This is a genomic window from Streptomyces sp. NPDC001717 (assembly GCF_042892775.1).
Classification (GTDB): domain Bacteria; phylum Actinomycetota; class Actinomycetes; order Streptomycetales; family Streptomycetaceae; genus Streptomyces.
In genome coordinates this window covers 195,087-219,476 of the sequence record NZ_JBIAUK010000003.1, presented here as the reverse complement: position 1 = coordinate 219,476, position 24,390 = coordinate 195,087, and the positions used below count along the sequence as shown (strand labels likewise).

Below are 24,390 nucleotides of genomic sequence, written 5' to 3'. Positions count from 1 at the left end.
CACCCGGATCAAGGAGCACTCCTTCGATGAGCGCGGAATCAACGTCCTCTTCCCCTGCCGAAGCCGCGTCGGGTACGGCCGAAGGCGCGGCGCGCCCCTTCGACGCACTGGGCAAGACGTACGAGGACGCGTACGCGCACCTGCCCGAGCGACTCGCCGCGATCGACTGGCTGCTGGCCCGACTGCCCCAGGGGGCGCGGGTGATGGACATCGGTTCCGGCACGGGCCGTCCCACCGCCGAGCGCATTGCCGCCCAGGGGCACGCCGTGACCGGGTACGACGTCTCGAAGGTCATGGTGGACCTGGCCCGCACACAGGTACCCGCCGCGCGTTTCGAACTCGCCGACGTACGCGCGCTCGCGGACACCGCGGGCCGGTGGGACGCGATCACTGCGTTCTTCCCGTTGCTGCAGATGCCGCGCGCCGACCTGGACACCACCCTCGCCCGCATCGCCGACTGGCTCGCGCCGGGCGGGATGTTCGTCTTCGCCACGGTGCCCTTCGACGCCGAGGACGAGGAGATCCAGTGGATGGGCCAGACCGTCCGCTGCACCAGCCACCCGGCACGGACCTACGGGCAGCTGCTGCGCGCGGCCGGTCTGGAAGTGGTGCACGAAGAACTCAGCGTCTTCCACCCCGACTTCCCCGGCATGGGGCCCGAGGAGCACCTGTTCCTGTACGCGGTCAAGCCCGGCGGCGCGCCCGCGCCGGCGCACCTCCTGGCCGGGCCCTACCCGCTGCCCGAGACCTACCGCGGCCCGCACGAGCTCAGCGAGCAGGGTTGGTTGGGCATGGAGGCCCGCTTCGAGCGCCACGACATCGCCTTGGTCGCCGACGCACTCACCGGCAACCGGAACGTCCTCGACGTCGGCGGCGGCACCGGCGCGGTCGTCCGGGAGATCGCCGGCCGCCTCGGGAGCGTGACGACGGTGGAGCCGCACGCCGCCCGTGAGGCGAGTCTGCGGCCGCTCACCTCGGACGGGGTGCGCGTCCTCGCGGGACGCGCCGAGCACCTCCCGCTCTCGGACGGGGAGTTCGACGCGGCCCTGGCCACCTGGGTCCTCCACTACACCGACGACCCCGACGCGGCCGTCACCGAAATGGCCCGCACCGTCGACCGCGCCCACCCCGAGGCCAAGGTCGTGCTCGTCCAGGGCGCGCCCGACAACGAACTCATCGCCCTGTGGAACCGCGCCTGCGCCCCTCTCCTCGGCGAGGCCCCCGACCACCAGGGGCACCTCCTCACCCGCGCCGCCCGTCTCCTCGCCTCGCGCGGCTTCGAGGACGTGTCCTTCCACCGGGCGCGCGTCGACGTGGTCTTTCCCGAAGCGGGCCCCGAGGCCAAGGCGCAGGCCGCCGCCGGGGTGCTGGCCGACTTCTGGAACACCGGGCACCCCCGGCTCGACCGGCTGCGCGAGGCCCTGCTGCCCGCCCTGCGCGAACACTTCGCCTCGGGAACCGATCGCTTCAACGACGATGCCGTCATGCTCCTCGCCCGGCCCCGCCGCCCCCTCACCGCCTGAGCCGGTGGCCGCCGGAGCCCCTCACCGCCTGACCGGCGCCGGGAGGCGGCCGACGGTGCCCCGTCAGGACTCGTGTTTGGCGCGGCTCGGCTGGACGCGTTTGGGTTCGCCCGGCATCTTCGGGTAGTCCGGCGGGTACGGCATGTCGCCCAGGCCGTGCTCGTGTTCGTCGCGGGACGCGAGCTCCAGTGCGGCGTCCAGCGTGAAGGCGTGGTCGTCCATCTCCGCGTGCAGGTCGCCCACTTCGGCGAAGCGGGCCGGCATCGTCACGATGTCGAAGTCGCGCGGCTCCACGTCGTCCACTTCGTCCCAGCGCAGCGGGGCCGACACCGGGGCGTGCGGGCGGGGGCGGACGGAGTAGGCGGAGGCGATCGTGCGGTCGCGGGCCGTCTGGTTGTAGTCGAAGAAGATCCGCTCGCCGCGCTCCTCCTTCCACCACGCCGTCGTGACCTTGCCCGGCATCCGGCGCTCCAGCTCCCGGCCGATGGCGATCGCACAGCGACGGACCTCCGTGAAGGTCCAGCGCGGGGCGATGGGCACGAACACGTGCAGGCCGCGGCCTCCGGAGGTCTTGGGCCAGCCGCGCAGGCCCAGTTCGTCCAGCAGGCCCCGCAGTTCGTGGGCCGCCGCCACCGCATGGTGGTAGTCGGTGCCCGGCTGCGGGTCCAGGTCGATGCGCAGTTCGTCGGGCCGGTCGGTGTCCTCGCGCCGCACCGGCCACGGGTGGAAGGTGAGGCAGCCAAGGTTGGCGGCCCACAGGACGGCCGCGGGCTCGGTGGGGCAGATCTCGTCCGCCGAACGGCCGCTGGGGAAGGAGATGTGGGCGGTGGGGATCCAGTCGGGCAGGTTCTTGGGGGCGCGCTTCTGGAAGAAGGACTCCCCCTCCACGCCGTCCGGGTAGCGCTCCAGGGTCGTGGGCCTGTCGCGCAGGGCGCGCGTGATGCCCTCCGCGACCGACAGGTAGTACTCCGCCACGTTCCTCTTGGTGAGGCCCCGCTCCGGGAAGTACACCTTGTCCGGGTTGGACAGGCGGACCGTACGGCCGCCCGCCTCCAGCTCGATCGCGTTACCGGCAGCACCCATGTGGGCCACGTTAGGCGGGCCCAGCCGGTCGCGCATACCGGGCGGGGCCGGACGTACCGTCGCAGAATCGACAGCATGGATCTGCCGGTGATGCCCCCCGTGAAACCGATGCTCGCCAAGTCCGTGGCCCGGATCCCGCCCGGCATGCAGTACGAGGCCAAGTGGGACGGCTTCAGGGCGATCGTCCATCGCGACGGCGACGAGATCGAGATCGGCAGCCGGACGGGCAAGTCCCTGACGAGGTATTTCCCGGAGCTGGCGGCGTCCCTGAAGGGCAATCTCCCCGACCGGTGCGTCATGGACGGCGAGATCGTGATCATCCAGGGCGGGCGTCTCGACTTCGACCGGCTGACGGAGCGGATCCATCCCGCGGCCTCCCGCGTGAAACTGCTCGCCGAGACGACCCCCGCCGCCTTCGTCGCCTTCGACCTGCTCGCCCTCGGCGACGAGGCGCTCCTCGACACCCCGCTCAACGAGCGCCGTGCCGCCCTCGCCGATTCCCTTTCCACCGCCCGGCCCCCCGTCCATCTCGCGCCCGCGACCACCGACCCCGCGCTCGCGCAGGAGTGGTTCGAGCGATTCGAAGGCGCCGGGCTCGACGGAGTGATCGCCAAACCGCTCGATCTCCCCTACCGGCCCGATGCCCGCCTCATGTTCAAGATCAAGCACGAACGTACCGCCGACGCCGTCGTCGCGGGTTTCCGTTTCCACAAGAGCGGTCCGATCATCGGATCGCTGCTGTTGGGGTTGTACGACGGCCAAGGCGCGCTCCAGCACGTGGGCGTCTGCGCGGCCTTCTCGATGAAGCGCCGCGCCGAACTGGTGGAGGAGCTCGAACCGCTGCGACTGGAGGACCCGACCGGTCACCCGTGGGCCGCCTGGGCCGAGGAGTCCGCGCACGAGAGCGCCCGACTGCCCGGCGCGACGAGCCGCTGGACCGGCAAGAAGGACCTGTCCTGGGTGCCGCTGCGCCCGGAGCAGGTCGTCGAGGTGGCCTACGACCACATGGAGGGGGACCGCTTCCGACACACGGCCCAGTTCCGCCGGTGGCGTCCCGACCGGGCGCCGGAGAGCTGTACGTACGCCCAGTTGGAGGAAGTCGTCGGCTACGACCTGGCCGAGGTGCTCGGACTCGGCCCGGACCCGGCTTCCGCCTAGACGTCCGTGCCTGGCCCCTCATTCCCTACCGGGTGGTAATTCCAGCCAATCCCGCGCGAACGCCTGACATGCTCCTGACAGTTCATGGCAGCTGTGGGACGCTCCGGCACGCACTCCGCACCCTCTGAGAGGCCCAGCGCCTCGCCCACCCCCACCAGTACGGCATGGAGGAGCGAATCATGAGGCACTTCACGCACAGGACCCGCTTATCGCGCATCACCGGAACGGCCGGGATCACGATGCTGGCGGTCGCCGCGGTCTTCGCCGGTACCGGCACCGCCCTCGCACGCGGTTCGGCCGCCGACCTGAAGGCCGACGGTGTGATCGTGGTCGCCGGCAGCACCTGCACCTGGACCAACGCGACCACGAGCGCGGCCGCCCCCGCGGCCCTCACCGTCGACCGCGGCACCATCAACGCGCCGGGAGGAAATCTGGCCTGCGGCGGCGGCATCGCCGCCACCCTCAACAACAACCCCGCCTTCACCTTCGATGACGCCGCCGGCACCGCGCGGACCGATCTGATCGACATCACCGGCAGGCAGAGCTTCATCTCCTGCCGCTACAAGGCGACGAACATCGTGTGGGACCGCGACGGGACGACCCGGAAGTACGTCAACCGGGCCTTCACCGCCGCCAAGACCTCGGGCAGCTTCCTGTGCCCGGGCTCGGTCACCACGGCGGCCGGGGACGCGTCCGTGCTGTTCCACTGAGCCGACGTACCAGCGGCCCGGCCTGCCGCGGCGGGTCGGGCCGCCCCGGGCGGGCCCGAATGCCCGCCCGCGTTTAATCGGTGGTGTGCGACCCGGGCGGCCTTGTAGGTTCGCAGCGCGACCGCGCCTCCGATGCGCCCGGCTGCGGCTACTTCCTTCTGACAACCAAGTGACGCCGCCGCCCCTTTTGATCTCGGTGGGCGCGGGCGCGCCTTCGCCCCGTCGCACGCTTCGTCCGGGGCGTCCCGTCCTTTGAATCCGGGGGATTCACTGCCTCGTCACACCCCGCGCGTCTCCAAGGTCTGGTCCGAGATGCTCGTGGCCCCGCACGTCTCGGCGGCCGCACGCTCCTTGCCCGCTCCGGCGCTCCACCACCGGCCCGCCCGAACGGACCTCCGCACCCACAACGGTGGCCCGGGCTTCGTCCGGGAGCCGCGCGAGGAGCTCTTCCTCCTCGCGGTCGGCAACTTCGTCACCCAGCAGACCTTCCACGAGAGCGGTGGCGAGCGCGACGACCGGTACTCCCGCCTCGTCGCCGAACTCGCCGTCCAGGACCCGGTGTGGACGGCCGGGCTGCTGCGCTGGCTCCGCGGCGAGGGCAACATGCGCACCGCCTCCCTGGTGGGCGCCGCCGTGTACGTACGGGCCCGGCTGGAGGCCGGGGCGTCCACGGGACCGTCCAACCGGTCCGTGATCGACTCGGTGCTCCAGCGCGCCGACGAGCCCGGTGAGCTGCTCGCCCACTGGATCTCGGCCTACGGGCGGAAGGTGCCGACGCCCGTGAAACGGGGCATCGCCGACGCCGTGCGCCGGCTGTACACGTCCCGCTCCCTGCTCAAGTACGACACCGCGTCCAAGGCCATCCGCTTCGGCGACGTGCTCAACCTGGTGCACCCCTCCCCCGACCCGGACAAGCCCTGGCAGGGCGCGCTCTTCCGGTACGCCCTGGACCGCCGCCACCACCCGGAGACGGCGGTTCCGCCCGCCTCGGACCGCATGCTGACCGCCCACCGGGCTCTGACGGCGTCGGCCGCGGACGAGTGGCGGGCGGTGGTGACCGGGCCGGGCGGCTCCGAGCGCCTGGCCTCGGCGGGCATGACCTGGGAGGCCCTCGCAGGCCGGCTCCACGGGCCGATGGACGCCGCCGTCTGGGAGGCCGTGATCCCGACGATGGGGCCGATGGCACTCCTGCGGAACCTGCGGAACTTCGACGAGGCGGGGGTCTCGGACGAGGTCGCCGCCCTCGTCGCCGCACGCCTTTCGGATCCCTCCGAGGTCGCCCGGTCGCGGCAGTTCCCCTTCCGCTACCTGGCGGCCCATCAGCACGCGCCGTCGCAGCGCTGGGCTGCCGCGCTGGAACGGGCGCTGGGCCACTCGCTGGCCAACGTGCCGTCCCTGCCCGGCCGGACCCTGATCCTCGTGGACCGCTCCGACTCCATGTTCTGGGACACCGCCTCGGAGCGGTCCAAGCTGACCCGGGCGGACGCGGCGGCCGTTTTCGGCACCGCGCTGGCCATGCGCGCCGACCGGGCGGATCTGGTGGAGTTCGGCTGGGGCAGCCGAACGGTGCCGTTCGAGCGGGGCGAGCCGGTGCTCGACGTGCTGAAACGGTTCCACAGTCTGGGCGGCACGGAGACCACGACGGCGGTGCGCAAGCACTACCGGGAGCACGACCGGGTCCTGATCGTCACCGACGAGCAGGCCGCGGCCGGACCCGACCGCCGCGCCCGCCGCGGCGGGCCGGCCGAACCGGTCCCGGCCGACGTCCCGGTCTACACGTGGAACCTGGCCGGCTACCGGCCCGCCCACGGCCCCTCGGGCCCGAACCGGCACACCTTCGGGGGCCTGACGGACGCCGGGTTCCGGATGGTCGGCCTCATCGAGGCCGGACGCGAGGCCGCTTGGCCGTGGACCACCGGGACGGCCGGGGCCGCCGAGGCCGCCGAGGCCGCCGAGGCCGCCGAGCGGGCTTGATCCGGGCAGGACCGCGCTCAGCCCTTCGTCAGCTTCTCCCATTCCCCCCGCTCCGGCCCCGCCGGCTTCGGCGCGTAGTCCGGCCGGACCTCCAGCCAGCGCGCCACCCGGGCCCGGATCTTCGGATCGGCGTACGCGCGCTCCGGGGGCTCGGCGAGGTGCCGCACCCTCGCCCGGGCCCGCATCACCTCCGGATCCTCCAGCGCGCACTCGAACAGGGCCGCCACCTCCCGAGGCGGCCCGGAGCGCACGGCCCGGGTCGCGAACCGCTCGCCGATGGCCGAGTCCGCGACCACCTGGAAGTCGAACCAGGGCTTCAGGGTGCGCACCGCCCAGTCGTGGTAGTCGGCGGCGTACCGCTCCGATCCCGGGTCCTGGTGCGCCGTACGGGCCACTCGGCGGGCCGCCCACAGCGCGAGCGAAGCGCCCTGCCCGAGCGTCGGGTTGGTGTGCGTGATCGCGTCGCCCACCGGCACGAGTCCGCTCACCACCGGGCCCCGCTCGTCGGCCTGCGGGCTCCACCGGTTGTCCAGGCTCGCGGTGGCCAGTACGTCCGACAGCGGCCGCGCGCCCAGTGCCAGCCATGCCTCGCCGGGCGCGAAGGACCGGGCCGCGGCCTCGAAGACCGCCGGATCGCGCAGCGCCGAGCGCGTGGTGTCGGTGGTGTGCACGAACAGGGTGATCGCGAACACCCGGTTGTCGGCGGGGAAGACGGCGCACCCCGCGAAGGCCCCGCCGGTGACCGCCCAGGGCCGGCGCGGACCCTCCTCCATGCCCTCGGGCAGCCGGTACCAGCGGCAGAAGTACGCCAGTCCGGTGCGGTGCCGTTCCACGGCGGCCGGGCGGCAGCCGGCCGCGGCCAGCCAGCGTTCGGTGCCGCCCCGACGCCCGCCCGCGTCCACCACGAGGTCCCCTTCGTGGCTCCCCTCGCCGGTCGTCACCCCCGTCACCCTGATTCCCGGGACCGTGGTCAGCCCGGTGACCGGCTCCCCGTACCGCGAGACGACGCCCGGCTCACCGCGCAGGGCGGTGGCCAGTGCGCTCTCCAGCAGGATCCGGCGGGCCTGGATCATGACGATGTCGTCGTCGCCGGGGCGCTCGGGGGGACGTACGTCGAACCAGTCCAGTTCGTGCCGCTCGCGCGCGCCGAGCCGGAGCATCTCCTCGTACACGTCGGGCAGTTCCTCGCGCAGGACGGCCCGAGCGGCGCCGAGCAGCGCGTGCGGCTGGCTCGCCTGCGGTACGGAGGGGCGGTGCCAGCCGAAGAAGTCGCGGTCGAGCGCGGTGCCCGGGGCCCGGGTGTCGCGCTCGAACAGTTCGGCGGTGTGCCCGTGCCGTGCCGCGAGCAGGGCGGTTGCCAGGCCTCCGATGCCTCCGCCGATGACCAGCACATGTGCCATTGCGCCCCCTGAGCCGAAGAACGGTACGACGATCAGACCGCCCAGAGCCTGCGCGGACGGGACCTGGCCGAAACTCGTACAGTCGTCCGATGGCCGGACGTCCGCCCGCTCAGCCGGCCGCCCGGTACGCCTCGACGGCCCGGCGGCCCTGTTCCTCGATCAGGTCCGCGTTGATGGCGACGGCCGCCTGTACGCCCTGCGCGGCGGCGCCCGCGACCTGCGCCATCGGCGCCGTCACGTTGCCCGCCACCCACACCCCGGACAGTGCGGTGGCCCCGGTCGCCGCGTCCGACTCCACGCACGTGCCGATCACCCGGCCGTCCCGCTCCAGGGCGGTCATCGGCAGTCCCAGGCCGGTCAGCACCCCGGAGCGGGCGGTGAACCGGGGGGCCACCACCAGCGCCCGGCACTCCACCGCGCCCCCGCCCGCCAGGGTCACCCCGGTCAGCCGGTCGTCCGCGCCGACCGCGAGGCCGGTCACCTCCCCCTCTACCACCGCGACCCCGAGGGCCGCCAGGAGCTCGCGGTCCTCCTCGGTGAGCTCCCAGGTGTGCGCGAGCAGGGTCGTACGGTCGCTCCACTGCCGCCACATCTGCGCCTGGTGCACGGATACGGGGCCCGTGGCCAGCACCGCGACGGGCTCGTCCCGGACCTCCCAGCCGTGGCAGTACGGGCAGTGCAGCACGTCCCGCCCCCAGCGCTCCGCGAGCCCCTCCACCGCGGGCAGCTCGTCCACCAGCCCGGTGGTGACCAGCAGCCGCCGCGCCCGGACGGTGGAGCCGTCCCCGCAGCGCACCAGGAATCCGCCGCCGGACAGCGGGTCCGCGGCGATGGCCGTGCCCCGCCGGATCAGCCCGCCGTAGCCGGTCACCTCCGCCCGGCCCCGTTCCAGCAGTTCGGCCGGGCTCCGCCCGTCGTGGCCGAGGTATCCGTGCATGTGCGTGGCGGGGGCGTTGCGCGGGCTGCCCGCGTCGATGACGAGGACCGAGCGGCGGGCCCGGACCAGGGTCAGGGCCCCGGCGAGCCCGGCGGCCCCGCCGCCCACGACCACCACGTCGTACGAGTCGTCCATCGTTCCCTCTGCGTCGTCCATGCCGTGAGCGTCCGCCCCGCCATGCACGTTTGACAAATGTCCTTGCCGAAGTGGCAAATGGAAACATGGCCACCGACGAACGGGACGAGGAACTCGCGGGCGTGCTGACCGCCGTGGGCCCGCGGCTGCGCGCCCTGCGCCAACAGCGCGGCACCACGCTGGCGCAGCTCAGCGAGGCCACCGGGATCTCGCTCTCCACGCTTTCCCGGCTGGAGTCGGGGCAGCGCCGGCCGACGCTGGAGCTGCTGCTTCCGCTCGCCCGGGCGCACCGGGTCGCCCTCGACGAGCTGGTCGGCGCGCCGGAGACCGGGGACCCCCGGATCCGGCCGCGGCCCTTCGTCCGGCACGGCCGCACCTACGTGCCGCTGACCCGCGATTTCGGCGGCCTGCACGCGTACAAGACGATCCTGCCGCCCGCCGGGAGCGCGACGGTCGATCCCGAGCCCGAGCTACAGGTCCACGAGGGTTACGAGTGGCTGTACGTGCTGTCCGGGCAGGTGAGGCTGCTGCTCGGCGAGCACGATCTGGTGCTCGGCCCCGGGGAGGCCGCCGAGTTCGACACGCGCACGCCCCACGCCTTTTCCAACGCGGGGCCGCGTCCCGCCGAGTTCCTGAGCCTCTTCGGCCCGCAGGGCGAGAGGATGCACGTGCGGGCCCGGCCCACCACACCACCGGAAGGACGCCGATGAACGCCGCCGCCACCGACCGGCACCCCGAGCAGCCCGAGCGCCCCGAACGCGCCGCGCCCCGGCCCAACGGCGTCGTCGGCGTCGGGCTCGTGGTCGTGGACCCGGACGGCCGGGTATTGCTGGGCCAGGCGCATGACGGCCGCTGGGAGCTGCCCGGCGGGAAGGTCGACCCCGGAGAGGGCTTCGAGCAGGCGGCCGCCCGGGAGCTGGCCGAGGAGACGGACCTGCGCGCCGAGCCCGGGGGCATCCGTGTGCTCGGCGTCCGGATCGACGCGAAGTCCGGGGTGACCCGGCTGACCGCGGCCGCCGTCACCACCACGGCGACGGGCGTGCCCGCCGTCACGGAGCCGCACAAGATCGTCCGGTGGGAGTGGTTCGCCCCGGAGTCGATCCCCGCCGCCCTCTACGCACCGTCGGCGGGCGTGCTGCGCACCTGGCGCCCGGACCTGGAGGCGCTGCCGCAGGCGGTCTCGTACGACTATCCGCTCGCCAGGGTGGACGACGCCGGCTGACCCCACCGGTCCACCACCCCGCGCGACGACCCCCGTACGAGGACCTCCGACCGCCCCCGCCCGGCTACCCCCGCATGACCACGCGCGGCGCGAAGTTCCCCTCGCCCAGGTCCTCCGCCAGCAGCCGCTTCGCGATGGCGTCCGCCGCCACCCGCAGTTCGGCGCTCCGCGGCCGCCCGCGGTCCTGCTCCAGCCGGTCCTTCAGCCACTCCGCCCACGCCGCCGAGATGACCCCGGCCTCCCGTTCACCGGCCGGGGTCAGGGAGAAGAACCCGTTCTGCCGCGTCAGGTACCCCTCGTCGACCATCCGCTCGAAGACCGGCAGCAGAACCTCCGGCGGCAGGGAGCGCCGGCCCGCGATCAGCCCCAGGCCGGCGTGACCGACCGTCCGCGTCATCAGGTCCACCTGCATCACGGCCCACGCGCCCGCCATGTCCAGCCGGGTGTCGGAGGCGTCGACGATCGCGCGCGCTTCCTCCGGCCCCATGGTCCGTACGAGCTTGCCGACCGCCAGCTCCAGCAGCTTGGCCGAGTCCCCCGAGGCCGTGGCCGGCGAGGCGAAGCCCTCGCCCATGTCCGTGGAGGCGGCCCGGGCGGAGTCGCGCAGCCGGACCTGCTTGAGGAAGAGGGAGACCACGAAGCCGACCAGCGCCACCGGCACCGTCCACAGGAACACCGTGTGCAGGGCGTGCGCGTACGCGTCGATGATGGGGCCCGCGGCCGCCGGATCGAGTCCGTGCACCCCGTCCGGGCTCATCGCCGCCTTGCCGAGCTGAGCCGGGTCCCCGCCGGTGGCCCGGGCCGCCTGCGCCACGCCCGCCGTGAGCGCGGGCTCCAGGCTGTTGGCGTAGATCGTGCCGAACACCGCGGTCCCGAAGCTGCTGCCGAGCGTGCGGAAGAAGGTGACACCGGACGTGGCCGTGCCGAGGTCGGCGTAGTCGACGGTGTTCTGCACGGCGATCGTCAGGACCTGCATGCACAGGCCGATGCCGGCGCCGAGGACGAACATGTACAGCGATTCCAGCCAGGCGTTGGTACCCGGCCCCATCAGGGACAGCAGGTAGAGGCCGAGGGCCATGACGGCGCTGCCCACGATCGGGAAGATCCGGTAGCGCCCCGTCTTGCCGGTGACGTTGCCGCTGAAGACGGAGCAGATCAGCAGGCCGATGACCAGCGGCAGCGTCCGGACGCCCGAGACCGTGGCCGAATCCCCGTCCACGTACTGCAGATAGGTCGGCAGGAACGTCATCGCGCCCAGCATCGCGAAGCCGACCACGAAGCTGAGCACCGAGCAGACCGCGAAGACGGGATTGCGGAACAGTCGCATCGGCAGCATCGGTTCCGCGGCCCGGGCTTCGACCAGGCAGAAGAGCACCAGGGCCACGACCCCGCCGGCGAAGAGGCCGATGATCGTCGACGAACTCCACGCCAGTTCGTTCCCGCCCAGGCTCGTGGCCAGGATCAGCGCACTGGCACCGGCGGTGACGAGCGCGATGCCCAGGTAGTCGATCACGGGCCGGGCCGCCGCGCGCAGGGTGGGGATCGTCCGGGCCGCCGCGATGACCACCAGGATGGCGATCGGGACGTTCACGTAGAAGCACCAGCGCCAGCTCAGGCTGTCGGTGAAGAACCCGCCCAGCAGCGGGCCGATCACCGTCGCGACGCCGAAGACCGCGCCGATCGCGCCCTGGTACTTGCCGCGTTCGCGCAGGGGGACCACGTCGGCGATCAGCGCCATCGAGGTGACCATGAGGCCGCCCGCCCCGATGCCCTGCACGCCCCGCCACACGATGAGCAGGGTCATGTTGCTCGCGAGACCGCAGAGGAAGGAGCCGGTGATGAAGACGACGGCGGAGATCTGGAAGATCGGTTTCCGGCCGAAGAGGTCACCGAACTTGCCGACCAGCACCGTCGCCACGGTCTCGGCGAGCAGGTAGGAGGTGACCACCCACGACATGTGGGCCGCGCCGCCGAGGTCCGCCACGATCGTGGGCAGGGCGCTGCCCACGATCGTCTGGTCGAGGGCGGCCAGGAGCACGCCCAGCATGATCGTGCCGAAGATGACGTTGCGCCGCCGCCGGTCGAGGGCGGGGGACGCCGAAGTCGCTGCGGGGGCTGTGGTCACATCTCGCACTCTCACAGCGCACCCGGCCGCACGCATGCGGCGTACGGCCGTACGGGCGAGGGGAGTACGGTGTCAGCGCAGGTGGGCCAGGCCGGGATGGGCCGCCGCGTAGCCGTCCAGCAGCCGTCGCGCCACTGCGACCGAGTCCACGAGCGGGTGCAGCGCGAAGGCCTTCACCGCATCGGCCCGCGAACCGCTCGCCGCGGCCGCCAAGACCTCACGCTCGACCGCCTTCACCGCCGTCACCAGCCCCACCGCGTGCAGCGGCAGCTGCTCGACGCCCAGCGGGTGGGCTCCGTTGGCGTCGACCAGGCAGGGCACCTCGATGACGGCCTCGGCGTCGAGGACGCGGAGCGTGGAGCCGTTGGGGACGTTCAGGATCAGCGTGGCCCGCTCGTCGCGGGCGATGGCCCGCATCAGGGCGAGCGCGACCTTCTCGTACCCGCCGGATTCCAGGTCGCTCTCGTCGCGCTCGCCGACGCCGGCCGCCTCACGGTTCTCGGCCATGTACGTGGCTTCGCGCTCGGCCCGGGTCCGGTCCCAGGCGGCGAGGGCCGCCCCGGGCGGCTGCCCGGCCCGGCCGGCCTCGGCGTAGAAGCCGCGCTGCTGGTCGCGCAGGAAGGCCCCGCGCGTCTGCTTGGCCTCCTGGTACGCCCGTACGGTGTCGCGGTTGAAGTAGTAGTAGTGCAGGTACTCGTTCGGGATCGCGCCGAGCGAGCGCAGCCACTCGGCCCCGAAGAGCCGGCCCTCCTCGAAGGACTCCAGGGCCTCGGTGTCGGCCAGCAGCCGGGGCAGTTCGTCGCGGCCGCCGATCCGCAGCCCGCGCACCCACCCCAGGTGGTTGAGGCCGACGTAGTCGATCCAGGCCTCCTGCGGGCGGGCGCCGAGCAGCCGGGCGATGCGCCGCCCGAGGCCCACGGGGGAATCGCAGATGCCGATCACGCGCGAGCCGAGCTCCTCGGCCATCGCCTCGGTGACCAGTCCGGCCGGGTTGGTGAAGTTGATGACCCACGCCTCGGGGGCGACGAGGGCGATCCTGCGGGCGAGCTCACGGGCCACCGGAACGGTCCGCAGGCCGTACGCGATCCCGCCCGCGCCCACCGTCTCCTGGCCCAGCACTCCCTCCGCCAGGGCGATCCGCTCGTCGGCGGCGCGGCCCTCCAGGCCGCCGACCCTGATGGCGGAGAAGACGAAGTCGGCTCCGCGCAGGGCTTCGTCGAGGTCCCCCGTCGCCGCGACGGCGGGGGCGTCGGGCACCCCGGCGGCCGCGGCCTGGTCGACGAGCACGCGGGCCATGGCGGCGAGCCGCGCCGGATCCTCGTCGTACAGGGTCACGTGGGACACCCGGCCCTCGGCGTGGTCGCCGAGCAGGGCCCCGTAGACGAGCGGTACGCGGAAGCCGCCCCCGCCGAGGATCGTCAGCCGCACGCCCTTACCGCCCTTCGCCGAAGAAGCCCTGCTCGTGGCCGAGACCGTGGCACACGGCCCGCGGCCGCAGCCGCGGCCCGCACCGAAGTCCGATCCCGACTCCGATCCGGATCCGGTGCCACGATCAGTGCCACGATCGGTGACACGGCACCGGATTCCCGACCGGGTCCGTGGCGCACCGACCCCGGCGCACGACCTTGCCGGACACCAGTCTCCCCCGCCGGGTCACTCCCCCAACGGCGGCACGGCGCGCAGTCTCGCGCCCTGCTGGTGCACGAGCCCGCCACCGCGGACGGGCCCCAGGGATCCTCCCTGCGGCGCCGACAGGATCAGGGTGATCCGGGTCAGCCCCATCGCGTCCAGCATCCGGCTGGATTCGGCCACCATCCGGCAGCGCACGAGGCCCCGGCTCGGGTCGGGGTGGCGCACGGTCCGCACCGCCCCGTCCTGCTCGGCGGCCTCGGCCCCGCGCTTGCTCAGCCAGTGCGGCACGCCGTAGCGGTAGGCCGCCTCCATGAACGGGTCGCGGGCCACCTCCTGGCGGATGCTGCTCAGCCCCTCGTCCTCCGGCGCCTCGGCCAGCGCGGTGGCCAGCTGCGCGAGCAGCGGTACGCACCAGGCCGGCTCGTGGTCCTCCAGTACGCCCGCGGCGTCCGGGTGGAACAGCACGAAGCGCAGGAAGTTGTCGTCCGGCAGGGCCGTCGGATGCGGCCGTACGGACTGGAAGAGCTGGTCAAAGGCCGAATTGGTGAGCGCTACGTCCCAGCGGTGGTCCACCAGGAAGCTCGGATAGGGCACGGCCTCCATGAGGGCGGCGTAGTCGCACAGGTAGTCGCGCTGCGCCGGGTCCTGGGGCAGCCGGTTGTCCTCCGCGGCCCGCCACGTGGGCGGCGGATCGCGGTCGACCATGACGCGGAACAGCCAGAAGCACTGCCGCTCGCTCATCTCCAGGGCCTCGGCCAGGGCGAGCAGTTTGCGGTCCGTCCACTCCTTGACCAGGCCGCGCTCCCAGTTCCCGTACGCACGCACGCTGATGCGCAGACGGGCGGCGAGGTCCTCCTGGCTCAGGCCCAGTTCCTCACGACGCTGGCGCAAAATCTCCTTGCGTCGCTCCGCCCGTACGGCGCCGTGTGCGGACTCATCGGCCGCCAGGCGCTCTTCACCGGCTCGGGCGAGGCCATCGGACGGGCCCACCGCTGCGAGATGTGGCACCGAGAGCTCCCCCTCCCTCACGGTCTGGATCTTCATTTCCGTGTGGCGATCCTGCTACCGACTTCATTCGAGTGTCAACTATTGTGGCAATTCTAGCCTCTTGACAGCTCATTCACGCCACAGCTGTGGCACGTTCTAGCCCTTCGAGGCCGGAACGGCTAGATTCCAGAAGCCGACCACGTGTCCGAACCGACTTCGCGCGATCTAGGAGAACCACTGGTGACAGACGGCTTCCCGGCTCCCGTCGCGGTGGCCCACGCACCCCTGGCGGCCACCGTCGCGCGCGTTGCCGAACTCGCGGCCAAGATGAGCCGCGATCGGAGCCAGGTCTTCGACCTGCGACGCCTCTCCGAGGCTTCCGGCGTGCCCACGGACGTGATCAGGATCCTGCTCGACGGCAGACCGGCCGGCGAACCCGATCTACAGGCCCGCTTCCTCCAGCGCCTGGACCTGCTCCGGCGAACCCGGGTCAAGCCCAACGGCCGCCGCTACACCCAACAGGAGATCGCCGACGGCGCGGGCATGTCCCGGCAGCAGGCGGGCGCCTTGATCAACGGCGACCGGCGGCCCACCATGGAGCACTGTGACGCCATCCAGCGCTTCTTCGGCGTGCACGCCGGGTTCCTCACCGCCCACGACGCCGACGCCCTCACCGACGCCCTCCAACGGACCGAGCAGCAGCTGCTCCAGGACTTCGCCGGCCGGGCGCGGGAAACCGTACCGGCCGCGGCCGCTTCGACGGGCGATCCCCTGGCAAGACTCCTGCAGAACCACGGCGTACGGGGCATCGCCTGGCGGGCCGCCCAACTGCCCAGCGACAAGCACCGGGACAAGGTCACCGAATGGCTGGACATGCTCCTCGAGAGCGTCAAACCGAATGAATCCTGACCCAGTCGACAGTCTGGGTCTGATCCTTGAGTCCTGATCCGGATCCATTCCGACGGGGAGAACGGTGAGCATAGGCAGAGAGCAGCGGCGGTTGTGCGGGGAGCTGGTGGCCGGCATCCGGCTGACCGCACCCGTGGAACCCGTGGACCTCTACGCCGCCCTGTGCGAGGGCATGAGCAGGCACCGGGGCCGCCCGGTGGAGTTCCGGATGGCCGCGTTCCCGCCGGGGACGGCCAGCGGCCTGTGGCTCGACATGGCGGACCGCGATCTCGTGGTCGTCGAGGAACGCACCCCACCCGACCACCAGTTGGTGATCCTCGGGCACGAGCTGTGGCACATGAAGGCCGGTCACTGCAGCCACCACGTCGACGGCGCCGCCGTCGCCGCCCGGCTGCTGTCCGACGGTGCGGACATCGGCGAGACCGTCCGCAGCGTCGCGGCGCGCACCCGCGCCGACGTCCGGGAGGAGACCGAGGCCGAGACCTTCGGCCTGCTGCTGGGCAGCCGGTGCCGCACCTGGCTGGCCGGATCGTCGAGTCACCGCGCCCCGGCACAGCGCGACCACCTGGCGGGCCGGATCGAGGCCTCGCTCGGCTACCGGGGGCACAGGAACGACCGTTGAAAGGCCAGGACTACTACATACCCGCGATCGCGATGGCGGTCGCGCTCGCTTTGAAGCTGCCGGCCTTGCGCCACAACTGGCGCGATCCGCTGCTGCGTTCGGTAGTGGCCCTGCTGACCATGGCGGGCCTCGTGTTCGCCTTCGCCGCCCCGCCCACCATCGAGGCGGTCAACCGCTGGACCGGGGTGCCGAACTTCTCGGCGCCGCTGGTGTACTCCCTGATCACCGGGTTCAGCGCCTCCTGCCTGGTCCTGGTCGTCAACTGGCGGGGCGGCCCGCCCGAGAAGACCCGCCGCACCTCGCGGCGGTGGATCCTCGGCTACAGCGTCGTCAGCGTGGTCCTGATCGTGCTCTTCGCCCTGGGCGACGCCCCGGTCGAGCGGCTGCGCGATCTGGACACCTACTACGCGAACACCCCGTACATCCGCGAGATGATCGCCCTCTACCTGGTGGCGCACAACGTGGCCGCGCTGGTCATGGTCGCCATGTGCTGGCGCTGGTCGCTCCAGGTGCGCGGTTGGCTGCGGGCGGGTCTGATGATCATCGTCGCGGGCTACATGTTCAACCTCAGCTACGACGCGACCAAGATGACCGCGGTCGTCGCCCGCTGGACCGGTCACGACCTGGACTACCTCAGCACGTTCGCCGCCCCGCCGCTGGCCTCGGCCGGAGCGCTGGTCAGCGCGATCGGATTCGTACTCCCCCTGGTCTGCCAGAAGCTGTCGGACAACTGGGATTTCTGGACGACGTACCGCAGGCTCGGCTGGCTCTGGCAGGAGGTGCAGATCTCCGCGCCCAGCGGCTCCCCCGCGGTGCACATGGCCTGGTGGTCCGCCGCCGAACTGCGGGTGATCCAGCGCGAGTCGGACATCCACGACGGGTTCCTGCACCTGGGCCCGTACTTCGACCGCCGGCTGCGCGACGACACCTACGAGCACGCCGTCGCGCAGGGGGCCGGCGAGGAGACCGCCCGCACGGTCGCCGACGCCGCGATGGTCGCGGCCGCCGTGCAGGCCCGCTCCGCGGATCCCGAGGGCCGGGTCATCGAGGCCGGCGAGGAGAACGCGGTCGAAGGGCCGCGCGACCTGCTGCGGATCTCGCACGCCCTGCGGCACTCGCCGGTGGTCCAGGCGGTCAGGCAGCGCGCGGCCCTCTCCCGGAGCAGGCCCTTCTGAAGTCCGGCCGCGTCACCCGGCGTCGGCGATCGCCATCGCCGGGAACAGGTCCTGGAAGGGCGCGGCCGAGTCGATCCCGTCCCGCCCGAACGGCGCGTCGAAGCTCCACACCATGAACAGCAGGAACACGATCAGCGCACTGAACAGCCCGGCCAGCAGCAGCTCCCGCCCCGAGCGCCTGATCTGCAGGGTGAAGATCAGGCCCACGGTGACCACCCCGCCCACCAGCAGCCCGAACCACACCACGCTCGGCAGCGTGGACTCCGAGCTCTGCGTCCGCGCGTGGCGGGCGTCGTCGGCGGTGGCGATCTGGTCCAGCAGCGGCTGGTAGGCCTGCGCCTGGAGTTCGGTGCCCGGGCTCTGGTGCGTGACGTCGCTGCGCAGCTTGCCCAGCAGCCGGGCGCCCTCGGCGGAGGCCGCCTCGCCCGAGGTCAGCCGCGGCCAGTCCACGGCGACGGTGTGGGTGACGTACGCGTCGACCTCGCCGCGGATCCGGTCGCGTACGGCGGCCGGGTAGACGTCGGCGCGCTGGGTGACCTCGTACAGGGCCTGCGCTTCCCGGCGGACGCTGTCCTCGGCGGCGCCGCGCGCCTCCCAGACGCCCGCGATGGCCAGGCCCAGCACGATCGCGTAGACCACGCCCACCATCATCGTCATGTACTCGATGACGTCGGGGGTTTCGCTGGTGTCCTCGTCCGCCGCGGCCCGGCGGTGCCGGATCAGGGTGATGGCGAGGACGAGGGCGCAGACGAGCGCCATGGCGACGGCCAGGACCAGCCATTCGGACACGTGGGTTCTCCCGTGGTGTGGGTGGGATGGGTGGGGTTGACGGGGTGCGCGGCCGCGGCGCCGGTCAGCCGCGGCTCTTGGAGCGCGGACGCAGGGCGGCGGCGGCGAGTACGGCCGGGGTGGTGACGACCACCATGAGCATCACGGTGGACATCCCGCCCGGCCCGCGCCGCTCCAGCGCCACCGAGCGGTACGGACGCACGTGGAAGGCGCTCACGGGCCCGGCGGCGGCCTTCGCCCGAGCCGGAGCCGGAGCGGCCGCGTCCTCCGGGGCGTCACCCGCTGCCGGCGCGGGCTCCGGCGCGGGTGGCCGCGGCTTCGCGTCCCCCGGCCCTGCCTCAGCCGCGGGCACGGCGGGCGCCGGGCGACCCGGGTCCGCCGCTCGGGGCGATCCCGCCGGGGCGGGGCCCGCCCCCGGGTGGTGCACGGTCGGCCGGTCGACCCCGGGCAGGGGTACCCGTACCGGTGGCGTCACGGAAGGCCGTACGACGGGCCGCCCGGGCTTGCCGCCGGGTACGCACACGTCGACCCGGGCGCCGCGCCCGTCGCCGTCGCCCGCGACCGCCACATGGCCGTGCAGGGGGCAGAGCACCGCCACCAGACCGGCCCCGGCGAAGTACTGCCAAGCGGTCACCGCGCGTCCTCCCGAGTTCCGCAGCAGATGTAGGGGTTACGTCTGAAGAAACGATCACGGCGGGGGTTCGATACGCGCCGGACGGCCCCGGGTCGTCTCTTTCGGATCTTGCCGGTCAGTCCCGCGTCGTCCGGTGCCGCGCATCGGCGCCTCGGCGGGGCGCCCTCGTACTGGACGTACTCGGGTGCTCCGCCGAGGCGCCGAGGTGCGGTGCCGGGGCGGCGCGGGTCAGGCAAGAACCGGAAGTGACGGCCAAGATCCCCGCCCGCCCCGGCCCACCGCTTCCCGGGCCCGGGCCCGCCCGTTCGGCGCGCCAACCGACGGACGCGAAAATCCGAGCCCAGGATGATCCCCGTGGACACGGACCCCTTCACCCCCGCCGCACGCCGCAAGGCGCTCAGCAAGGCGACGGCGCCATGACCCCCGCACCCGCCGGCCCGTCCAGGGGAGTGCGCCGGATCAGCCTGGACGCCGCGGGCATCCGGCTGTCCGCTCTTCTCTGCGAGGCCCGGACGGGGGACGGCGCCCCGCGGGCCACCGTGGTCGCCGTGCACGGGGCCGGCATGAGCGCGGGCTACTTCGACGGCCAGGCCCTGCCCGACCTCTCCCTGCTCACCCTGGGGGCCCGGCTCGGCTTCACCGTGCTGGCCGTCGACCGGCCCGGATACGGGCAGTCCACCGGCCCGCTCCCCGAGGGGCAGGGGCTCACCGAGCAGGCGGCCACCCTCGCCGCGGCGCTGCACGACTACCGCTCCCGCTTCCGCACGGGTGCGGGGGTCTTCCTGCTGGCCCACTCCTTCGGCGGGAAGGTCGCCCTGCTCACGGCGGCCCGCCACGCCACGCCCGACCTGCTCGGCGTGGAGGTCTCCGGCTGCGGCCACCGGTACGCGCCGGACGCGCCCTCGGGCGCCGAGGCCGCCCGCGGGGGCAGGCGGAGCTGGGGGCCGCTGAACCTCTACCCGCCGACCACCTTCGTCACGAGCGGCTCGATCATCGCCCCCGTCCCGGCCCGGGAACAGGCGGACATGGGCCGCTGGCCGGTGCTGTTCAAGGACGTCGCGGGCCACGTCCGCGTGCCCGTGCGCTTCACCTTCGCCGAGCACGAGACCTGGTGGCGGCACGACCCGGAGGCCCTCGCGGAGCTGCGTTCACGGCTGTCCGCGGCGCCCCGGCTGTGCCTGGACCGGCAGCCCGGCGCGGGCCACAACATCAGCCTGGGATACGCGGCCCGCTCCTACCACCTGCGCTGTCTCGGCTTCCTCGAGGACTGTCTGCTGCCCGCCGACTCCGCGGCCCGGCCGGTCGTGAGCGCCGAACGGGTGACCACCGGTCCGGGGCCGTGCGAGGCGTAGGCCGCCGCCCCCGCGCACCCCCGCCGCTCCCCGATTTCGCTCACTCGTCCGGACCAGTACGCCACGGCACCCTCCCGCACCCCGCCCCATGCTCGGAGCATGGAATCCCTGGAATCCCGGGCCGACGCCCTGATGGACGACCTGCGGGCCGACCTCGAACGGCTGGCGGCGATACCCTCCATCGCCTTCCCCGGCTACGACCCGGAGCCGGTGGAGGAGGCGCACGACCTGATCGCCTCCCTGCTGCGCGAGGCCGGGGTGCCCACCATCGAGCGGATCGACCTCCCCGACACGGCCCCGGTGATCTACGGCGAGATCCCGCCCCCGGAGCCCGGTGCGCCCACCGTCCTGCTCTACGCGCACTACGACGTCCAGCCGCCCGGCGCCCCCACCCTCTGGCTCTCCCCGCCCTTCGAGCCCACCCCCGTCTCCGGCGGCCTGCGGGCCCGCGGCATCGCCGACGACAAGTCGAACGTGATCGCCCTGCTCGGGATGCTGCGCCTGTACGGCGGCCGTCCGCCCGTCGGGATCAAGCTGGTGATCGAAGGTCAGGAGGAGTACGGCAGCGCCTTCGACGACTACCCTCCCTCCGACCCGGGGCGCTTCGCCTGCGACGCCATGGTCATCGCCGACCTCGGCAACCTGCGCCCGGGCACCCCCACGCTGACCACCGGCCTGCGCGGAGCCTGCGAGGTGACGGTCGAGGTGCGCACCCTCGCCGAGCCGCGCCACAGCGGGGAGTTCGGCGGCGCCGCCCCCGACGCGCTGCTGGTGCTGCTGCGGGCCCTCGCCACCCTGCACGACGCGAACGGCGACGTGGCCGTGCCGGTCCTGCGCCGCGATCCCTGGGACGGGACCACCTACACCGAGGAGGAGTTCCGCGAGCTCGCCGCCGTCCTGGACGACGTCCCCCTCATCGGCACCGGCTCCCTCGGCGAACGGCTCTGGAGCGGTCCGGCCATCACCGTCATCGGTCTCGACGCGCCGTCCGTGGAGCACGCCGCCTCGGCGGTGGTCCCGTACGCCCGGGCCAAGCTGAACCTGCGCTTCCACCCGCACCAGGATCCGATCGAGGCACGGGCCGCGCTGGTGGCCCACCTGCGCGCGCAGCGCCCGTTCGGCGTCACGCTCAAGGTCACCCCGGGCGACACGGGCCCCGGCTTCGAGGCCCGCACGGGCGGTCCCGCGTACCGCGCGGCGCTCACCGCGCTCAAGGAGGCCTGGGGCACGGAGGCCTCGTACGTGGCGACGGGCGGCTCCATCCCCCTGGTGAACGGTCTCTCGAAGGCGGCGCCGGGCGCCGAGGTGCTGCTGTTCGGCGCACAGGACAGCATGTGCAACCTGCACGCCCCCAACGAACGCGTGCTCCTCTCCGAGCTGCGCAACACGGTCGTGGCGATGGCCGCGTTCGTACGGGAGTACGCGGCGGACCACCGGGCGGCGGGCGGCGCGCGGTGAGCACGGCGCCGCCTCGGACCCCGCCCGAATCCGAACCGCCGCCCCCGGCGAAGAAGTTCGCCTTCCCGAGCGCTCTGACGATCCTGGCCATCGTCACCGTGGCGGTCTGGCTGCTGGCCTTCCTCGTCCCGGCCGGGCTGTACGACCGCGACGCCGACGGCTCGCCCGTCTCCGGCACCTACCACCGGGTCGCCGGGACGCAGAGCTTCACCGAACGCCTGAAGGACCTCTTCCTCTCCCCCGTCAACGGCCTGTACGGCATCCAGGACCCGAAGACGGGCGAGGTCGGCCCGACGTTCGCCGGCCACCTGTACGGCAGCGCGGGGGTGTTCCTCTTCGTCCTCGCCATCGGCGCCTTCATCACGGTCGTCTTCGCCACCGGCGCCCTCGACCGCGGCATCGCCCGCCTGGCCCACCGGCTGCGCGACCGCGGCGCCCTGCTGATCGCCGCCGTGATGGTGGTCTTCTCGGTGCTCGGCACGGTGGAGGGCTTCGCGGAGGAGACCCTCGGCTTCTACGGGTTGCTGGTGCCGATGATGCTCGCGCTCGGCTACGACCGGATGGTCGCCGTGGGCGCGGCGATCCTGGGCGCGGGCATCGGCGTCCTGTGCTCCACCGTGAACCCGTTCGCGACCGGCGTGGCCTCCTCGGCCGCCGGCATCTCGCTGGGCGACGGGATCGTGCTGCGCTTCGTGATGTGGGTGGTGCTGACCACCGTGACGGTCCTCTACGTCATCCGATACGCGCGACGCGTCCAGAGGGACCCGTCGAAATCCGTGTGCGGTTTCCTGCCCGGCGATCGGGAACAGCGGACCGCGGCGAACGCGGAGGAGGAACCGGAACTGACCCGCCTGCACAAGGCGGTGCTGGCCGTGGTGGTGCTGGTCTTCGGCTTCATGATCTTCTCGGTGGTGCCCTGGGCCAGTGCGCTGACGGGCGAGGCGGACGCGGCCCCGTACTCCTGGGAGCTGGACTGGTCCTTCGCCGAGCTCTCGGCGCTCTTCCTGGTCGCGGCGGTGCTGGTGGGGCTGGTGGCACGGATGGGAGAGGCGAAGCTCAGCTCCACGATCATCCAGGGCGCGGCCGACTTCATCTCCCCCGCCCTGGTGATCATGTTGGCGCGCGGGGTCACCGTCATCATGAACAACTCGAAGATCACGGACACCGTGTTGCACTCCATCGAGGGCGTGGTGAAGGGGACCTCGTCGGGCGTCTTCGCGGTGAGCGTGTTCCTCGTCAACCTGCCGCTGGCCTTCCTGATCCCCTCCACGTCCGGCCACGCCACCCTCGCCATGCCGATCCTTGCCCCGCTCGCCGACTTCGCGGGCGTCTCGCGGGCGTTGGTGGTCACGGCGTGGCAGTCGGCCAGCGGCTGGATGAACCTGTGGGTCCCCACCAGCGCCGTGATCATCGGCGGTGTGGCCCTCGCCAAGGTCGGCTACGACAAGTACCTGCGCTTCGTCTGGCCGCTGCTCGCCGTCCTCTTCGTACTGATCTGCGGGTTCGTCGCGGTGGGGGCGGCGATGTGACGGTCCGTGAGGCCGGCGCCGGGCCCGCCCCGGCGCCCGCGCGCTCGCGGCGCGCGCTCGCCCTCGCCTTCGCCCTCGCGCTCGCCCTCGCCTTCGCCCTCGCCCTCGCGCTCGCGGAGCGACTCCGTCCGCATAGTGATGGGGATGTGACCTTCCCCGGTTCAGCTGGAGGGCGTTGATCATTAGGGTCGCACCATGCGAAAGAACGATGGGATACCGGCAGGTCAGGGCGGTCAGGACGGTCCGGACGAGGACAAGTGGAACGTGCCCCTCAACGAGGCGTTCGTCCAGGCCGCCTCGATACGCGAACCCGCCGCGCGGCCCGGGCCCGGCAAGCGGGTGGGGCCCCGGCGATTCGGGCCGGGCCCGCAGCTCGCTCTGGCCCTGCTCGCGGCGGCCGCCGTCGTCGCGCTGAAGATCACGCTGAGCTCGTCGCCGTCCGGGAACGACGCCACCGCCGCGCCCTCGGCGTCGCCCTCGCCCACCTCCTCGGCGTCTCCGGCCGCCGGCGCCGCCGCCCGGCCGATGGTCCCGTTGGCGGACGCCTTCCCGGCCCAGGTCCCGGACGGCTCCGGAGGCACTTTCACCCGGGTCGGTTCGGTCGTACTGCAGACCTGTACGGAGGCGGACTCGGTCGGTCCCCGCCTGATCGCCATGATCAAGGAGAGCAAGGGCTGCGTGGGCGAGCAGATCGCGCTCTACAAGGACGCCCGGAACAACCAGTACAACCTGGCCGTCTTCACCATGAAGGACCCCCAGGACACGCTGAGGCTGGTGACCGAGCTGGCGATGGCCTTCGACGACTACCAGGTGGGCGCGCAGGCCCCGCCGCGCGGATCCGGCCTGCCGACCCTGGCTCCCGACAGCGGCATGGTGCAGTCCTTCACGGGCGAAGGCCGGGCGATGGTGGTCGCGCTGGGCCAGTGGTCCGACGGCCGGGTCGCCGACTACCGGCAACTGGTCGACCTCATGCAGCCGTTGCAGCGCGCGGTCTCCGACAAGGTGGGCCGGTACGAGAACGCTCGCTGACGCCCGC

Annotated in this window: 21 protein-coding genes; 13 read left to right on the top strand and 8 right to left on the bottom strand. The window is 72.9% G+C overall.

Annotation, left to right across the window (positions count from 1 at the left end):
- Positions 1-26: 26 nt before the first annotated feature.
- A complete protein-coding gene (locus tag ACFYZL_RS08330) occupies positions 27-1,523 on the top strand; it encodes a methyltransferase domain-containing protein (protein WP_384747777.1) in 1,497 nt (498 codons plus the stop codon).
- A gap of 63 nt (positions 1,524-1,586) precedes the next feature.
- Here ACFYZL_RS08330 and ligD read toward each other — a convergent pair whose 3' ends face one another.
- Positions 1,587-2,606 carry a non-homologous end-joining DNA ligase gene (gene ligD, locus ACFYZL_RS08325; protein ID WP_384747780.1) on the bottom strand — a complete coding sequence of 340 codons (1,020 nt, stop codon included), beginning with the start codon at positions 2,604-2,606 and terminating at the stop codon, positions 1,587-1,589.
- A gap of 75 nt (positions 2,607-2,681) precedes the next feature.
- Here ligD and ACFYZL_RS08320 point away from each other — a divergent pair, with 75 nt between their 5' ends.
- From ACFYZL_RS08320 to ACFYZL_RS08310, 3 genes are all read left to right on the top strand, one after another.
- Positions 2,682-3,764 carry an ATP-dependent DNA ligase gene (locus tag ACFYZL_RS08320; RefSeq protein ID WP_388677201.1) on the top strand — a complete coding sequence of 361 codons (1,083 nt, stop codon included), beginning with the start codon at positions 2,682-2,684 and terminating at the stop codon, positions 3,762-3,764.
- A gap of 179 nt (positions 3,765-3,943) precedes the next feature.
- Positions 3,944-4,474, top strand: coding sequence for a hypothetical protein (locus tag ACFYZL_RS08315; protein WP_384747786.1), 531 nt, complete (start codon positions 3,944-3,946; stop codon positions 4,472-4,474).
- A gap of 312 nt (positions 4,475-4,786) precedes the next feature.
- Complete coding sequence (locus tag ACFYZL_RS08310; protein WP_388677198.1) at positions 4,787-6,448, top strand: TROVE domain-containing protein; 1,662 nt, start codon at positions 4,787-4,789, stop codon at positions 6,446-6,448.
- Positions 6,449-6,465: 17 nt separating this feature from the next.
- Here ACFYZL_RS08310 and ACFYZL_RS08305 read toward each other — a convergent pair whose 3' ends face one another.
- On the bottom strand, positions 6,466-7,848 hold the full coding sequence (locus ACFYZL_RS08305; protein ID WP_384747791.1) for an NAD(P)/FAD-dependent oxidoreductase: 1,383 nt from the start codon (positions 7,846-7,848) through the stop codon (positions 6,466-6,468).
- Between the two features lie 109 nt (positions 7,849-7,957).
- Positions 7,958-8,941, bottom strand: coding sequence for an NAD(P)/FAD-dependent oxidoreductase (locus ACFYZL_RS08300; protein WP_388677195.1), 984 nt, complete (start codon positions 8,939-8,941; stop codon positions 7,958-7,960).
- Between the two features lie 65 nt (positions 8,942-9,006).
- Here ACFYZL_RS08300 and ACFYZL_RS08295 point away from each other — a divergent pair, with 65 nt between their 5' ends.
- On the top strand, positions 9,007-9,630 hold the full coding sequence (locus ACFYZL_RS08295; protein ID WP_388677192.1) for a helix-turn-helix domain-containing protein: 624 nt from the start codon (positions 9,007-9,009) through the stop codon (positions 9,628-9,630).
- A complete protein-coding gene (locus ACFYZL_RS08290) occupies positions 9,627-10,142 on the top strand; it encodes an NUDIX hydrolase (RefSeq protein WP_384747800.1) in 516 nt (171 codons plus the stop codon). The genes ACFYZL_RS08295 and ACFYZL_RS08290 overlap by 4 nt, the downstream gene beginning before the upstream one ends.
- Before the next feature lie 64 nt (positions 10,143-10,206).
- Here the strand turns inward: ACFYZL_RS08290 and ACFYZL_RS08285 are convergent, their stop codons facing one another.
- The 3 genes from ACFYZL_RS08285 to ACFYZL_RS08275 form a co-directional block, all read right to left on the bottom strand.
- A complete protein-coding gene (locus ACFYZL_RS08285; RefSeq protein WP_384747803.1) occupies positions 10,207-12,303 on the bottom strand; it encodes an MDR family MFS transporter in 2,097 nt (698 codons plus the stop codon).
- Between the two features lie 36 nt (positions 12,304-12,339).
- Positions 12,340-13,695: a 6-phospho-beta-glucosidase gene (locus ACFYZL_RS08280; protein WP_388677187.1), complete on the bottom strand. Its 1,356-nt coding sequence runs from the start codon at positions 13,693-13,695 to the stop codon at positions 12,340-12,342.
- A gap of 225 nt (positions 13,696-13,920) precedes the next feature.
- Positions 13,921-14,943, bottom strand: coding sequence for a helix-turn-helix domain-containing protein (locus ACFYZL_RS08275; RefSeq protein WP_384747809.1), 1,023 nt, complete (start codon positions 14,941-14,943; stop codon positions 13,921-13,923).
- Between the two features lie 183 nt (positions 14,944-15,126).
- Here ACFYZL_RS08275 and ACFYZL_RS08270 point away from each other — a divergent pair, with 183 nt between their 5' ends.
- From ACFYZL_RS08270 to ACFYZL_RS08260, 3 genes are all read left to right on the top strand, one after another.
- Positions 15,127-15,795: a helix-turn-helix domain-containing protein gene (locus ACFYZL_RS08270; RefSeq protein WP_384747812.1), complete on the top strand. Its 669-nt coding sequence runs from the start codon at positions 15,127-15,129 to the stop codon at positions 15,793-15,795.
- A 64-nt stretch (positions 15,796-15,859) separates the two neighbouring features.
- A complete protein-coding gene (locus ACFYZL_RS08265) occupies positions 15,860-16,417 on the top strand; it encodes a toxin-antitoxin system, toxin component (protein ID WP_384590119.1) in 558 nt (185 codons plus the stop codon).
- Positions 16,414-17,592, top strand: a complete 1,179-nt coding sequence (locus ACFYZL_RS08260) for an MAB_1171c family putative transporter (protein ID WP_384747815.1) — start codon at positions 16,414-16,416, stop codon at positions 17,590-17,592. The genes ACFYZL_RS08265 and ACFYZL_RS08260 overlap by 4 nt, the downstream gene beginning before the upstream one ends.
- 12 nt (positions 17,593-17,604) lie before the next feature.
- On the opposite strand, the gene ACFYZL_RS08255 is transcribed toward ACFYZL_RS08260, so the two are convergent.
- Both ACFYZL_RS08255 and ACFYZL_RS08250 read right to left on the bottom strand, forming a co-directional pair.
- The gene (locus tag ACFYZL_RS08255; protein ID WP_384747818.1) at positions 17,605-18,381 is read right to left on the bottom strand and encodes a hypothetical protein; all 777 of its coding nucleotides are present in this window, start codon (positions 18,379-18,381) and stop codon (positions 17,605-17,607) included.
- Between the two features lie 64 nt (positions 18,382-18,445).
- Positions 18,446-19,015, bottom strand: a complete 570-nt coding sequence (locus tag ACFYZL_RS08250; RefSeq protein ID WP_388677182.1) for a hypothetical protein — start codon at positions 19,013-19,015, stop codon at positions 18,446-18,448.
- 416 nt (positions 19,016-19,431) lie between these two features.
- On the opposite strand from ACFYZL_RS08250, the gene ACFYZL_RS08245 reads away from it, so the two are divergent.
- The 4 genes from ACFYZL_RS08245 to ACFYZL_RS08230 all read left to right on the top strand — a co-directional run bounded on the left by ACFYZL_RS08245 (position 19,432) and on the right by ACFYZL_RS08230 (position 24,383).
- The gene (locus ACFYZL_RS08245) at positions 19,432-20,367 is read left to right on the top strand and encodes an alpha/beta hydrolase (RefSeq protein WP_388677179.1); all 936 of its coding nucleotides are present in this window, start codon (positions 19,432-19,434) and stop codon (positions 20,365-20,367) included.
- A 99-nt stretch (positions 20,368-20,466) separates the two neighbouring features.
- Positions 20,467-21,825, top strand: coding sequence for a M20/M25/M40 family metallo-hydrolase (locus ACFYZL_RS08240; RefSeq protein WP_384747827.1), 1,359 nt, complete (start codon positions 20,467-20,469; stop codon positions 21,823-21,825).
- Positions 21,822-23,354: a YfcC family protein gene (locus tag ACFYZL_RS08235; protein ID WP_384747830.1), complete on the top strand. Its 1,533-nt coding sequence runs from the start codon at positions 21,822-21,824 to the stop codon at positions 23,352-23,354. The genes ACFYZL_RS08240 and ACFYZL_RS08235 overlap by 4 nt, the downstream gene beginning before the upstream one ends.
- Before the next feature lie 195 nt (positions 23,355-23,549).
- Entirely contained in the window at positions 23,550-24,383 is an 834-nt protein-coding gene (locus ACFYZL_RS08230) for a hypothetical protein (protein ID WP_388677176.1), read from the top strand.
- Positions 24,384-24,390: the final 7 nt, after the last annotated feature.

Coding starts and splice junctions, on each gene's coding strand:
- ACFYZL_RS08330 (WP_384747777.1), top strand. CDS start 27: ATGAGCGCGGAATCAACGTCCTCTTCCCCTGCCGAAGCCGCGTCGGGT.
- ACFYZL_RS08305 (WP_384747791.1), bottom strand. CDS start 7,848: ATGGCACATGTGCTGGTCATCGGCGGAGGCATCGGAGGCCTGGCAACC.
- ACFYZL_RS08245 (WP_388677179.1), top strand. CDS start 19,432: ATGACCCCCGCACCCGCCGGCCCGTCCAGGGGAGTGCGCCGGATCAGC.
- ACFYZL_RS08315 (WP_384747786.1), top strand. CDS start 3,944: ATGAGGCACTTCACGCACAGGACCCGCTTATCGCGCATCACCGGAACG.
- ligD (WP_384747780.1), bottom strand. CDS start 2,606: ATGGGTGCTGCCGGTAACGCGATCGAGCTGGAGGCGGGCGGCCGTACG.
- ACFYZL_RS08320 (WP_388677201.1), top strand. CDS start 2,682: ATGGATCTGCCGGTGATGCCCCCCGTGAAACCGATGCTCGCCAAGTCC.
- ACFYZL_RS08310 (WP_388677198.1), top strand. CDS start 4,787: ATGCTCGTGGCCCCGCACGTCTCGGCGGCCGCACGCTCCTTGCCCGCT.
- ACFYZL_RS08230 (WP_388677176.1), top strand. CDS start 23,550: ATGCGAAAGAACGATGGGATACCGGCAGGTCAGGGCGGTCAGGACGGT.
- ACFYZL_RS08240 (WP_384747827.1), top strand. CDS start 20,467: ATGGAATCCCTGGAATCCCGGGCCGACGCCCTGATGGACGACCTGCGG.
- ACFYZL_RS08300 (WP_388677195.1), bottom strand. CDS start 8,941: ATGGACGACGCAGAGGGAACGATGGACGACTCGTACGACGTGGTGGTC.
- ACFYZL_RS08295 (WP_388677192.1), top strand. CDS start 9,007: ATGGCCACCGACGAACGGGACGAGGAACTCGCGGGCGTGCTGACCGCC.
- ACFYZL_RS08285 (WP_384747803.1), bottom strand. CDS start 12,303: ATGCGTGCGGCCGGGTGCGCTGTGAGAGTGCGAGATGTGACCACAGCC.
- ACFYZL_RS08275 (WP_384747809.1), bottom strand. CDS start 14,943: ATGAAGATCCAGACCGTGAGGGAGGGGGAGCTCTCGGTGCCACATCTC.
- ACFYZL_RS08290 (WP_384747800.1), top strand. CDS start 9,627: ATGAACGCCGCCGCCACCGACCGGCACCCCGAGCAGCCCGAGCGCCCC.